Source organism: Streptomyces sp. NPDC040432 (assembly GCF_055595445.1).
This window is the reverse complement of sequence record NZ_JBVIVP010000001.1, coordinates 93,612-105,862: the sequence shown is the minus strand read 5'-3', so window position 1 is coordinate 105,862 and position 12,251 is coordinate 93,612. Positions and strand designations below refer to the sequence as shown.

The window sequence follows — 12,251 nt, the reverse complement described above, 5'->3', positions numbered from 1 at the left end:
ACCGGCGGGCGGGTGACCCTCGGCACCCGCCCGCCGGAGTGCGGGCCGGGCCGGTCGCGCGGACGGGCCCGGGACGGTCAGCGCACGCTGCGGATCGGCAGGATCGCGAGGGCGCCGACCAGTGACAGGGCCCCGCCGACGAGGAACAGCGGGGTGTAGCCGCCCAGGCCGGTCACCACGGCGGAGGCGACGAAGGGGGCGATGATCTGCGGCCCCGCGTTCGCGACGTTGAGGACGCCCATGTCGCGGGCGGCGTCCTCGGCGCGCGGCAGGACCAGGGTGACGAGGGCGGTGTCGACGGCCATGAAGCAGCCGAACGCGAGCCCGTTGAGCGCACTGAAGACGAGCATGCCCGTCCAGGTCGGGCTGACGACCGGGACCACCATGACGAGGCCGGCCAGTGCCGCGGACACCCCGACGAACACCTTGCGGCGGTTCCACCGGTCGGACAGCAGCCCGCCGACCACCGTGGACACGGCCATCGCGACCATCGACACGGGGGTCAGGACGGCCATGGCCGCGGGCGGGGTCAGCCCGGCGGGCAGCGCGATGTGATCCCCGAGGATGTAGAGCTGGTACCCGACCACGGAGAAGTACCCCAGGACCATCAGGGCCCGACCGATGAAGGCCCACCGGAAGTCGTGGTTGGCCAGGGAGGAGAGGAAGGCGGCCCACTGGGCGCCCTTCGGGGCCGGAGCCGCTTCCTGCGCGCCGGTGCGGGGGAGGTCCCGGCAGAACGTGGTGAGCAACAGGGCGGCCACGGCGATGATCGCACCGAAGACGAGGTACCCGACGCGCAGGTGGTCGGCCGCCCGGGAGGCCACGAGGACACCGACGGTGCCGCCGATCGGCAGCCCCAGACCCACCAGCGCGGACGCGGTACCGCGGCGGACCGCGGGAACGCGGTCGGGCACGATGGCGGTGACCGCGGCCTGGTAGACGTTCATGGTCGCCTGCACCAGGCACCAACCGATGCCCACGAGCAGGGCGGTGCTCACGCTCCCGAGGAAGGCGAGCCCCGCGAGCGAGGCGAGGGCGCCGCCCAGGACCCACGGCCCGCGCCGGCCGCTGCGGTCGGAGAGCGCTCCGGCGATCGGGTTGAAGGCGGTCGCGAAGATGGCGCTGACTCCGCCGATCAGACCCAGGACGGCGACTTTGTCATCGGGGGCGATCGCGGCGATCTGGGTCGGCAGGAGTACGGATCCGACTCCCATGTAGACCGCCATCATCGCGGAGTTGGCGACCAACAGCAGCGGCAGCAGACCGCGTTGGCGGGGTGGTTCGGCGACTGCGGGGGCGGGCGGGCCGGTGACTTCGTTCGTGGCCATGACGACTCCTCGGGGGGACGGTGCGGGGAGGTGGCGAGCAGCGGTCGAGCGTGGGGGAGGGGTGCGGCGCGGGTGTCGGTACGGCGGGCGGCGGGGCAGGGGTGTTGCCGGGAGCCACGGGCCGACGAGCCCGTCGACGTGATGTTGTTACACGTGTCACCAACGGCGCTGGAGACTGTGTAGCACCCATTCGGAGGCTCCGCCAGGCCCCGCGGCGGGTCATTGTGCGGATCGTGACCGGGTGGAAGCCGTGCCGTGCCGTGCCACTGGTCGCGGGGGATGCCCGGGTGGGCCATGACGTACACCCGTCGGAACCGCGTCGTCCGGATGCCCTATCGGACCGTCCCGGAGCCCTGTCGGGCCGTACCTCCCTGACCCGTGTGGGGGCGCGGACGGGTCGGCCGTACCGCGCGCCGACCATGCGACGCGAGGGTGGCGTTGCGCGGAGCCGCCGGGGCCCGTGCCCATGCCGGGGGCGTGTCCCCGTCGTGACGGCCCTCGCCGTTCGCGCGGGCGGCTCCGGACGCTGCGCGCGGGCTCGGCGCACCCCGCGGCGCCCTGATCTGACGCGTGTAACCTCGGAGGGAGCAAGTGCACACCGAGCAGAGGAACGTCGAGGGACACCATGGCCGAAGCACCCCGGGTCCCCCCGGCCACCCCGACCCCCACAACCACGACCACGAGCGCGGACGTCGCTCGCCTGGCCGGGGTTTCGCGGGCCACCGTCTCCTTCGTCCTCAACGACACCCAGGGCCACCGCGTCAGCGATGCCACGAGGGCCCGCGTGCTCGACGCCGCGCGCCGGCTCGGATACGTACCGCACGCCGCCGCCCGGTCCCTGCGCGCCGGTCGCAGCAACCTCGTGTTGATGCCCTCCTCGGTCTCCGCGATAGGCCGCCTCGTCAGCGACTGGGCCGACGACCTGCACGGCGAACTCGACCGGCACGGTTACACGGCAGTGCTGCACGCGGGCCGCTTCGCCGACCCCGTCGACGCGGCCCGAGCCTGGGCTGAGCTGCGCCCGGCCGGTGTCGTCGCCCTGGACGGCGACCGGTTCCCGCCGCAGGCCGCCGAGTTGCTGCGCCGGGCGGGCGTGCGCGGACTGCTGGCCTTCGCCGCGCGTCCCGTCGAGGGCGTGCACACCGTCGGCTTCGACCACGCCGACATCGGCGCCACCGCCGCCGAGCACCTCATCGCCCGTGGCCGCACCCGGATCGGCGTGGTCGTACCGCAGGAGCGCGGGCTCGGCACCTTCGCCCTGCCGCGGCTGGCGGGCGCGGAATCGGTCGCGGCCCGGCACATGGCCACCGTCACGCCGCTGGAGCTGGCCCACACCCGCGCATCCGCGACCGCTCTGGCCCGGCGGTGGCGGGATCTCGGGCTGGACGCCGTGTTCGCCTACCACGACGAGTACGCCACCCTGTTGCTGCACGCCTTCCGTGCGGAGGGCGTCGTCGTGCCGGACGAGGTCGCCGTCGTCGGCTCCGACGACCTGGTCCTCTCGGCGTTCCAGCAGCCCGCGCTCACCTCGGTCCGCCTGGAACTGCCGTCACCCGCGCTGATCGCGGACTCCCTCCACGAGTTGATCTCCGCCGGCACGGCGCGGGAACTGCCGCCCGTCGAAGCGGTCCTCGTCCCCCGCGAGACCTCCTGACGGGACGGCGGGTTCCGCGGACGGTCGCCGACCGAACCGACCGAACCGACCGAACCGACGAACCGACCGAAGGGCGCGAGCCGAACGGCGGAGGGGCTCCCCCGGGACACCGAAGGACGGGCGGGACCCGATCGGATCCCGCCCGGCGCCTCAGCCCTGCGGGACGGGATCAGCCGTGTTCACGGCCGCCCCCCGGCGGTCGTGGACGCGTGCGCGCTCCCTGCGGAGTGCGGGCCCGCACACCCACCAGGCCAGCAGGCCGACCCCCGCGCCGGCCGCCGCGCCGGCCACGGTGTCGCTGAGCCAGTGGGCGTGCAACCAGGTGCGGCTCCACATCATGGCCAGGACGAAGACCGCACCGGCGACCCACCAGGCGCGCCGCCGGGCGGCCGGCACCAGCAGCACGCCGACGAGCACCACGAGCAGCGCCGCCGTGGCGGCATGGCCGGACGGGAACGAGCCGTGGTCGACGCGGACCAGGGGGTTCGCCGGGCGCGGCCGGTCCACCAGGTGCTTGAAACCCTGGATGGCGATCAGGTGGGCGCCCAGGTAGGTGACGAGGAAGAAGCAGGCGGAGACCCAACGCCGCCGGACCAGCAGGAGGGCGAGCAGGGCGAGAGGGACGACGATTCCGGGCGGGCCGCCGAACCAGTTGAGCGCGGCCGCGACGGCGGCGTACGGCCCTTCGTGGGGACCGCCCATCCAGCGCAGCCAGCGTTCGTCCAGTCCCTGGAAGGGCGGATTCGTGACGTCCGGGCGGACGACGAGGGCCAGGAGAGCGGCGCCTCCGAGGAACAGCAGGCCCGACGCGAGCGCGCCCCGGCCGCGGTTGGTCCCGGAGGCGCCGGGTCTGCCGGTGGGAAGGGGCGGGGCGGTGGGTGCGGGGGAGGTGGACATCACTACCTTTCCGGACCGCGGGTGCGGACGCGGCCGTGAGGACGTGCGGGGTGGGCAGGACCGAGGCGTACGGGTCAGGACCGAGGCGTGCGGGATGGGCGGGACCGGCCGGAGGCGTCCTCGGATGCGGTGGGCGAGGACGCCGTCGCGGCCGGACCGCGCGTGGAGGGCCCGGGACCGGGCCCCCGGGATCAGGCCCCGGCGCTGAGGTGGTCGGCGAGGAAGGCGACGCTCTCCGCGACGATCCCCTCGATGTCGGGCGAGCCGAGGAAAATGTGGTCGGCGCCGTCCACGGGCCGCAGCGTGGCCTCGCCCCCGGCGCGCGTCAACACCCGTGCGAGGGCCTCGCTCTGGCTGTACGGAACCAGTCCGTCCCGCGTGCCGTGGACCAGGAGGAACGGCGGCGGGTTCGCGCCGTCGGCGTATGTCACCGGGCTCGCGGCGCGGGCCAGCGCCGGACGTTCGGCCTCGGTGCCGCCCAGCAGGGCCGCGTACGGGTCGGGGAACTCGACCCCGCCGGGCAGCGCGGGCATGGGGTGTTCGGCCAGGGCCGGCAGGTCGGAGACCCCGTACCAGTCGACGACGGCCCGTACCCCGGTGTCCCCGGAGCCGACGCCGTGCGCGCCCTCCAGCGCGGCGCCGTTCGGGCTGCCGGGGCCGACCAGCCCGGCGAGGGCCGCCAGGTGGCCGCCCGCGGACTCGCCCCAGACGCCGATCCGGTCCGGATCGATGCCCAGGACCTCGGAGAAGGCACGGACGTAGCGGATCGCGGCCTTCACGTCGTGCAGTTGGGCGGGGAAGGGGGCTTCGAGGCTGTGGCGGTAGTCGACGGACACGAGGGCGAGGCCGGCGCCGAGGACCGCCCCGTGCAGGAGGTCGGCGGGAACGGTCGGCGGCGGGTAGCGACGGTCGCCCTCCAGCCAGCCGCCGCCGTGGATCCAGACCACCGCGGGGAAGGGGCCCTCGCCCGCCGGTGTCCGCACGTCGAGCAGCCGCGGACGGAACCCCGGCGTCGTCGCGTACGTGACCCCGTCGAAGAGGCGTACGCCGTCGGCCTCCGTCCGGGGCGGCACGGGGGGCTGGTAGGGCGGGGGAGGCCAGGTCATGTCGGCGAGGTCGAACCCGGCCGTGGGGGATTGCGTCATTGCGGCCCTTCCGATTCGGCGCGGCCGTGTGGCCGGCGGGTCCCGGCGCGGGCGCAGGGTTCGTGACGTTTGTCCGAAATGCTTGCGCGGATCACCGGGGGAGGCGTAACGTGTTACACGTGTAATCAGAACACTAGCGACGCGTTTCCGCTGACCACAAGCCCATGGTTCGGATGACTTCCCGGCCGGTTGCACGAGCCGTCCCGGTGGACGCGCGGCCTTCCCCCTCCTGGAGCACTCCATGCTCACCCCCGTCGGCAGACCCGCGGACCCCGCGCCGTCCATGCCCTGCGCACCGCCCGGCGCACCACCCGCCCCCGCCTCCGCGTGCGGGCGGCCCCTCGGTGAGTGGCGGGTGTCGCGGGAGGTGGTCGAGGTGCTGTTGCTCGCCGTCAGTGAACTCGTCGGCAACGTCGTGCAGCACGCGGCCGTCGGGCGCATGAGGGTCGGTGTGTCCCGGGGTGGGGGGTGGCTCCGACTGGAGGTCGCCGACCAGGGGGCCGGGCTGCCGCGGCTGCCCTCACCGCGCGCCGAGGCGGACCCGGAGTCGGAGAGCGGCCGGGGACTGCTGATGGTGCAACTGATGGCGGCCGAGTTCGGCGGTCGACTCTCCCTGGTGGCGGGGGAGTCGGGCAAGGCCGTCAGGGTGCGCATCCCGGTGGTGTGAGTCGGTGGGGGGCCGAGTGCCAGGGCGTTCCCCGCGCCTCGGCCCCGTCCCGGAAAGGTGGGGAGGGGTCAGGGCGCTCCCCGCGTCCCGGTGCGGCCGTGCCCCGACGGGTGCGCGGTGTGCGCGGGGTTGTCGGTGTCGGTCAGGGCCGCAGTGAGCGCGGCGTGGTCGGCGACCGTCAGGTCCGCGTAGTCCAGGGCGAAGCGGGTGACCGCCTCGTCGAAGGAATCACCCGCGCCCAGGTACCCGGCGATCGCGAACCGGTCGCCGGTCCGCGCGTGCGCACGGGCCAGCGTGCGGCCGCACAGGCGGGCGTAGCCCTCCAGCAGCAGCGGATCCATGCCGGCGACATCGGCCGAGCCCTTCATGTCCCGCAACTGCCGCCAGTAGAAGTGCCGGCCCTCGGGGCCGGTGGCCCAGCCGAGGAAGATGTCGCCGGCCGCCTGCAGGAGCCGCTGCCCCGCCACCACCCGGTGTCCGGAGTGCCGGTGCGCCGACCGCCCGAGGTGGGCCTCCAACACCGACGGCACCGCCTCCTTGATCTGGAGGAAGAGCGGGTCCGCGTCGTCGCGACCCGTCAGGAGCACCACGAAACAGCGGGTGCCGACACTGCCGACACCCACCACCTTCCGGGCCACGTCCACCACGTGGAAGCGGTCCAGCAACATCCGCCGCTCCTCCGGCAGCGACGCCCGGTACTCCCGGAACACCTGCTCCACCATGGCCTCGTCGAGGGAGGTCACCGGCTCCAGCAGCGGTGGTTCGAACCGGATCCGGAGCCTGCCGTCCACCACTTCCGCCAGCTTGTCCAGTGCCTGGAGACTGGTCCGCCGCCGGGCCCGCTCCAGTCCGGACGCGACCCGCTCGCGGTGCCGCCGCCGTACCAGGGGCAGCACCTCGGCGCTGTCCACCCGCTCGTACCAGACGGCGAGTTCGCCCAGCCCGGCCAGCCGGCGCATGTTCCGCCGGTACGCCGCCGAGGCCGCCCCGGCCGCTCGCCGGGCGGCCTTGTCGCCGTGTCCGTTGTCCCGGGCCGCTACGGCCACGCTCGCCGCAAGTCGTTTCACGTCCCATTCGAACGGGCCGGGCAGCGTCTCGTCGAAGTCGTTCAGGTCGAACAGCAGGGCCCGCTCGGGAGAGGCGTACAGCCCGAAGTTCAGCAGGTGCGCGTCCCCGCACAGTTGCACCATCAACCCGGTGTGCGGCGCCGCCGCGAGGTCGGCGCTCATCACGGCCACCGCGCCGCGCAGGAAGGCGAACGAGCCGGCCGCCATCCGGGAGTACCGCAGCGGCAGCAGGTCGGGCAGCCGGTCCGCGCCCTGCGCCGCCAGCACGGCCACCGGGTCGGGGCGGTTCTCCTGCGAGGGCGTCGCCGCGTGCTCCGACCGGGGCAGCCGTTTGCGCCGCGCCCGGCCGTACCGGACCCGTTCGTCGGGGGACGAGGGCGGGGCCTTTGCCATCCCCCAGTCATATCACCGGCTCCGCGCGTGCGCCGTCCGGGGGAACGCACGGTGTGCCGGACCGTCCGGCGGCCGGTGGCGGCGCAAGGTCCATTGCGGTGCCGTGTCCCGCACGGCCGTCCAGCGGTATCGAGGAACGTCCGGCATTGCCGGCAGTGGAGATGGGGAAGCGCGGATGCGCATGTTCAGGAAGATCGCCGTGGTGGCGCCGGTGGCCGCCGTCACGGCCGTTCTCCTCACCGGGACCGCCCTGGCGTCGGGGTCGTACGCGGAGGGGTTGGTCGTCAGCTCGTCGGGGGTGAAGGTCCGCTCGTCCCCGACCACCACGGCCCGGGTCGTCGGCACCCTCGCCCCGTGGCAGAAGGTGAAACTGGCGTGCCGGACCGAGGCCAAATGGGTGGAGGGCAACGACACCTGGTACCGGCTGCACGGCGACGGCTGGGTGTCGGCCCGCTACGTGCACAACTACACCAACGTGCCCTGGTGCTGAACCCGGCGACGACCCGTCGCTGACCCCGCTCAGGCCTCCCGGGTGACGCAGTCGCCGGTGCCCGACGTCCCCAGGTCCCCGCCGGTCAGGGCGAAGGAGAGGACGAGTCCGGCACCGGTGGCCCGCGCCCCGGTGAGCCCGACCCCGTCCGGGAGGTCCCCCAGGCCGATCGTGCGGGGCTTCAACTTGTCGGCGATGCCGGATCCGAAGGGCAGGGACGCCAGCCGGTCCACCGGTATGTCACGGCCGAACAGTCGGACGGCGGCCGGGGTGACGGTGACGCTGTCGGCGGTGGTGGACAGGGTCGTCCTGACCGTTACGGGCAACCCCGTACCGCCCGCGTCGCCCGTGAGCGTGAGGTCCTTGCCGTCCGTGCCCAGGACCAGGCCGGAGGCGGCGTCGCCCGCCTCCCGCTCCGCACGCCGGTTCAGGGAGGCGTAGGGGACGGTGGCCGTGGCGGTCCCCCCGCCCACGCCGTCGCGTGACACGTCCTTGAGCACCGCCTCGACGTCCATGTCGGTGCCCTCCCGTCGCACGCCCTCCGCGCGGACGCGAACGGTTCCGATGTCGCCGGTGAGGGCGCGCAGTCCGGCGAGGGGGCCGTCGAGGTCGGCGCTGACCGCCCCGGCCGCACCGAGTCGGCAGGTCGCCGCGTCGACGACCTCCCCCTCGGCCCGCTGGAGGGCCACGAGGTTCACCGTCCCGGTCGCGGCGGTCGCCACCAGACAGGCGGCGGCGGTGACGAGCAGGGTCTTGCGGCGAGGGCTTTTCACGGTGCGGGTGTTCCGTTCCGGGCGAGGGCGAGCAGGTCGAAGGCCTTGGGCAGGAGCGGTGCGGCGTCCCCGGCGGTACCGGCCTCACGGCGGGCCCGTTGGGTGCGCAGCACGGCACGCGCCGCCGAGAGGGCCGAGCAGGCGATCACGTTCGCGCGGAGGTCGGCATCGGGCAGGTCGGCCGGGAGGCGCTCCAGTACGAGGAGCGCCAGGCGGTCCTCGAACTCGATGAACGCCTGCATCAGGCGGGACCGGATCAGTGCCTGCCCCTCGGTGCCCGCCAGCGAGTGGGTCAGACCCGCCAGGGTGCTCCGCGCGAACGGCACCGCGGCCTCCAACAGGGCGCGGCACACCGCGTCGAGGGGGTCCTCGTCGCGGGGGCGTGCGGCCAGGGCGGCCTCGATGAAGGCGAACAACTCGGCGCTGTCCGGCAGCAGCAGGGACTCCTTGTTCTCGAAGTACCGGAAGAACGTGCGCTCCGACACGTTCGCGGCCGCCGCGATGTCGGTGACCGTCGTCGCGGCGTACCCCCGCTCGGCGAAGAGTTGGGCCGCGCACGCACGAAGGGTGCGACGGGTCTGCTCCTTCTTGCGTTCGCGCAGGCCGGGCGGGGTGGTCTCGGGTGCCATGGAGCCACCCTACCCATGGCGGCAGGCATGTCAATTGTCAGCCCTGTCATGTGTGACCTAGTGTCTCTTGGCAGTACTGCCACTTTTTGGAGCCGCCGTGACGTCTGCCCTGCCCGAGGTCCCCCCCGCCGCACCGCCATTCCCGGACGGGGCGCCGCCCTCCCGGCTCGCCCGTACCGGTGCGTTCTGCGCCCGCCACCCGCTGTGGGTGATAACGGCCTGGCTGCTCGTCATGTGCGCCGCGCTCGCCGGACGGCACCTGGTCGGCGCCGGCTACAGCGACCAGGTGAGCCTGCCCGGCACCGCCACCCACACCGGGGCCGGCCTGCTCAAGGCCTCCGAGCCGGCCGCCGAGGCGCCGAGCGGCAAGGTCGTCCTCCACGTGGACTCCGGCAAGGTCGCCGACCACGGTCCGGCGGTCTCCGACACGATCGCCCGACTCGCCGCCCTGCCCCACGTCACCGCCGCCTCGGCCCCCGTGACCAGCGAGGACGGCCGCACCGCCTACAGCGTCGTGTCCTTCGACGCGCCCCTGAAGTCGCTCGGCCACCCCTACACCGACGAACTGGACGAAGCCACCGAACCGGCCCGCGCGGCCGGCGTCGGCGTCGGCTACGGGGGCGACCTCGACCAGATCGTCCGGCCGCCGGCCGACGACGTCTCCGCCGAACTCACCGGACTCGCCGCGGCGCTCGTCATCCTGCTCCTGGCCTTCGGCAGCGTCGCCGCCGCGCTCCTGCCCATCGCCACCGCGCTGGTCGGGGTGGGCGTCGGCATGGGCGTGGTCGGCATCGTCGCGGGCACCGTCGCCTTCGCCACCGCGGCCCCCACCCTCGCGGCCATGCTCGGCCTGGGCGTCGGCATCGACTACGCCCTCTTCCTCACCACCCGCTACCGGCAGGACCTCATGGAGGGCCGCGATCCCGTCGAGGCCGCCGGCCGGACCACCGCCACCAGCGGCCACGCCGTCCTCGTCGCCGCCCTGACCGTCGGTGTCGCCCTCCTCGGCCTCTACGCCTGCGGGATCGGCTTCATCGGCAAGCTCGGACTCGCCGCGACCATCGCCGTGGTGATGACCGCCGCCGCCGCCGTCACCCTGGTGCCCGCCGCGCTCGGACTGGTCGGCCGACGCATCGACCGCGTCCACGTGCGCCGTCCCGTCGCCGAGACGTCCGGCGACCGGGACGGTTGGCACCGCTACGCCGCCCGCGTGGCACGCCGCCCCTGGGCGTTCCTCCTGGCGGGTACGGCGCTCCTCGCCCTCTGCGCCGTACCGATGTTCTCCATGCGGCTCGGCCACGTCGACAGCGGCTCCGACCCGGTCGGCAGCAGCACGCGCGACGCCTACACCTGGATCTCCGACGCCGAGGGCCCCGGGTTCGGGCCGGGTGCCAACGGCCCCCTCCTCGTCGTGGTGGACCTGAGCGACGCGACGCGCGGCGCCGCCGACATCGGTCGGCAACTCGGGGAGGCACTCCGGGCCACTCCCGGGGTCGCGCGCGCGACCCCGCCGCGGGCGAGCGCCGACGGCAGGATCCTGACCTCGACGGTCACCCCCGTCACCGGTCCCCAGGAGGCCGCCACCGGCGCCCTCTTCGACCGGCTCACCGACCGCACCCTCCCGCAGGCCATGGCGGACACCGGAGCCACCGCCCACCTCACCGGCACCACCGCGGGTCAGCTCGACTTCCGTGACACCGTCACCGAGCGCCTGCCGCTCATCATCGGCCTCGTCCTCATCGCCTCCTTCCTGCTGCTGATGACCGTCTTCCGCAGTCTGGTCATCCCGCTGAAGGCCGTCCTCCTCAACCTCGCCACCACCGCCGCCTCGTACGGGGTGCTCGTCGCCGTCTTCCAATGGGGCTGGGGATCGGCCCTGTTGGGCCTGACGGGGCCGGTGCCCATCGAGTCGTACGTGCCGATGATGATGTTCGCCATCACCTTCGGACTGTCCATGGACTACGAGATCTTCCTGCTGTCCCGCATCGCCGAGGACTGGCGCGCCCGGAAGGACAACCAGCACGCCGTGGGCACCGGGCTCGCCGTGACCGGCCGGGTCATCTCCAGCGCCGCACTGATCATGACGGTGGTGTTCCTGTCGTTCGCCGCCTCGCCCACCGTCGTCATCAAGATGCTCGCGCTGGGGCTGGCCGTCAGTGTGATCATCGACGCGACCGTCGTCCGGCTCGTCATGGTGCCGTCGGTCATGTTCCTGACGGGTCGCGCCAACTGGTGGCTGCCGCGCGGCCTGGACCGGATCCTGCCGCACATCAAGGCCTGACGGCCCGACCGGCCCCCCGTCGGCTCCCGCCCGGACGAAAGGACGGCCGCCCGATCCGCACCCCGGCCCGGGGTGGAATTCCAGGTGAATTCCACCCCGGGCCGGCCCGCGTCCCGTCGATGTGACCTCGATGGACTTTCCAGCGTCCTTATAGCGGTCCGGGCGATTCTGGGCCTTGCACGGAAGAGGCCGGTTCTCATCGGTGGTCCCATGTTTTTCGGCCGCCGAAAGCGCAATTCGGACGTGCCCATTCGGGACGTCCGATGCATTCCGGAATTGCTTGCAGCAGCTCGATCGGCCTTGCCATACTTTTTTGGAACAGCGCTCTCCGAATATCGGACGACCCGAGCCGCGGAGTGCGGCGTTCTGTTCCGTGCACATTCGGCTATCGCCTCCACTTCTGGGAGACATCTGTGCCCGATTTCGCGAGCACCATCGATCTCGACCTCCAGGAACTCGACCTCGACCTCAGCGACCTCGTCGTGACGTCCATGCGCGACAAGGGCGCCCTGCCCGAGGGCGCCGCGGCCGGGGGCGCCTGCTCCTGCGTGGCCTCGTCCAGCTGCGTCGACCCGCAGCTTGAGATCGGTGTGTCCACGGGCTGACCGACGCCCGCCACACACCCCGCACCGATCCCATCGACCGTCCAGTGAAGGAGACATCCATGTCCGAAGCCCGGCCCGCACCCGAATTCGAGATCGAGGACCTCGATCTCGGTGACCTCACCGTGACGTCCATGCGCGACACGGCCGCCCTCCCCGAAGGCGGAGCCTCATGGGGCTCGTGTTCCTGCCAGGGCTCCTCCTCCTGCGCCCAACCGGACGCCGGCGAAATCCCCGTGGGCTGACCCACCACCGACCACCGGCATGCCGGACGCCTCCCGCCGCACCCCGCGTGCGGCGGGAGGCCCGCGCCACCACACACAGG

General features: G+C 73.4%; 12 protein-coding genes. 6 read left to right on the top strand and 6 right to left on the bottom strand.

The annotated features are described in order from the left end of the window. Window positions 1-77: 77 nt before the first annotated feature. On the bottom strand, window positions 78-1,328 hold the full coding sequence (locus ACZ58N_RS00500) for an MFS transporter (RefSeq protein ID WP_471153791.1): 1,251 nt from the start codon (window positions 1,326-1,328) through the stop codon (window positions 78-80). Between the two features lie 625 nt (window positions 1,329-1,953). On the opposite strand from ACZ58N_RS00500, the gene ACZ58N_RS00495 reads away from it, so the two are divergent. Then, window positions 1,954-2,982 (top strand): LacI family DNA-binding transcriptional regulator, encoded by a 1,029-nt coding sequence (locus ACZ58N_RS00495; RefSeq protein WP_471153788.1) that lies wholly within the window; start codon window positions 1,954-1,956, stop codon window positions 2,980-2,982. 150 nt (window positions 2,983-3,132) lie between these two features. On the opposite strand, the gene ACZ58N_RS00490 is transcribed toward ACZ58N_RS00495, so the two are convergent. Continuing rightward, window positions 3,133-3,879 (bottom strand): phosphatase PAP2 family protein, encoded by a 747-nt coding sequence (locus tag ACZ58N_RS00490; RefSeq protein ID WP_471153785.1) that lies wholly within the window; start codon window positions 3,877-3,879, stop codon window positions 3,133-3,135. 191 nt (window positions 3,880-4,070) lie between these two features. Beyond that, on the bottom strand, window positions 4,071-5,024 hold the full coding sequence (locus tag ACZ58N_RS00485; protein ID WP_471153783.1) for an alpha/beta hydrolase fold domain-containing protein: 954 nt from the start codon (window positions 5,022-5,024) through the stop codon (window positions 4,071-4,073). A gap of 241 nt (window positions 5,025-5,265) precedes the next feature. Between ACZ58N_RS00485 and ACZ58N_RS00480 the strand changes: the two genes are divergently transcribed. Beyond that, window positions 5,266-5,691: an ATP-binding protein gene (locus ACZ58N_RS00480; protein ID WP_471153780.1), complete on the top strand. Its 426-nt coding sequence runs from the start codon at window positions 5,266-5,268 to the stop codon at window positions 5,689-5,691. Window positions 5,692-5,759: 68 nt separating this feature from the next. Here the strand turns inward: ACZ58N_RS00480 and ACZ58N_RS00475 are convergent, their stop codons facing one another. Further along, complete coding sequence (locus ACZ58N_RS00475; protein WP_471153777.1) at window positions 5,760-7,151, bottom strand: DUF2252 domain-containing protein; 1,392 nt, start codon at window positions 7,149-7,151, stop codon at window positions 5,760-5,762. Window positions 7,152-7,326: 175 nt separating this feature from the next. Between ACZ58N_RS00475 and ACZ58N_RS00470 the strand changes: the two genes are divergently transcribed. After that, window positions 7,327-7,641, top strand: coding sequence for an SH3 domain-containing protein (locus ACZ58N_RS00470; protein ID WP_471153774.1), 315 nt, complete (start codon window positions 7,327-7,329; stop codon window positions 7,639-7,641). Between the two features lie 29 nt (window positions 7,642-7,670). Here ACZ58N_RS00470 and ACZ58N_RS00465 read toward each other — a convergent pair whose 3' ends face one another. Both ACZ58N_RS00465 and ACZ58N_RS00460 read right to left on the bottom strand, forming a co-directional pair. Beyond that, window positions 7,671-8,414: an LmeA family phospholipid-binding protein gene (locus ACZ58N_RS00465; protein ID WP_471153772.1), complete on the bottom strand. Its 744-nt coding sequence runs from the start codon at window positions 8,412-8,414 to the stop codon at window positions 7,671-7,673. Then, a complete protein-coding gene (locus ACZ58N_RS00460; RefSeq protein WP_471153770.1) occupies window positions 8,411-9,043 on the bottom strand; it encodes a TetR/AcrR family transcriptional regulator in 633 nt (210 codons plus the stop codon). Before ACZ58N_RS00460 ends, ACZ58N_RS00465 begins: the two co-directional genes overlap by 4 nt. Before the next feature lie 97 nt (window positions 9,044-9,140). On the opposite strand from ACZ58N_RS00460, the gene ACZ58N_RS00455 reads away from it, so the two are divergent. The 3 genes from ACZ58N_RS00455 to ACZ58N_RS00445 all read left to right on the top strand — a co-directional run bounded on the left by ACZ58N_RS00455 (window position 9,141) and on the right by ACZ58N_RS00445 (window position 12,171). After that, window positions 9,141-11,324, top strand: a complete 2,184-nt coding sequence (locus ACZ58N_RS00455) for an MMPL family transporter (protein ID WP_471153768.1) — start codon at window positions 9,141-9,143, stop codon at window positions 11,322-11,324. Between the two features lie 413 nt (window positions 11,325-11,737). After that, a complete protein-coding gene (locus ACZ58N_RS00450; protein WP_471153765.1) occupies window positions 11,738-11,929 on the top strand; it encodes a thiazolylpeptide-type bacteriocin in 192 nt (63 codons plus the stop codon). 59 nt (window positions 11,930-11,988) lie between these two features. Next, window positions 11,989-12,171, top strand: coding sequence for a thiazolylpeptide-type bacteriocin (locus ACZ58N_RS00445; protein WP_471153763.1), 183 nt, complete (start codon window positions 11,989-11,991; stop codon window positions 12,169-12,171). The last annotated feature ends 80 nt before the right edge of the window (window positions 12,172-12,251 follow it).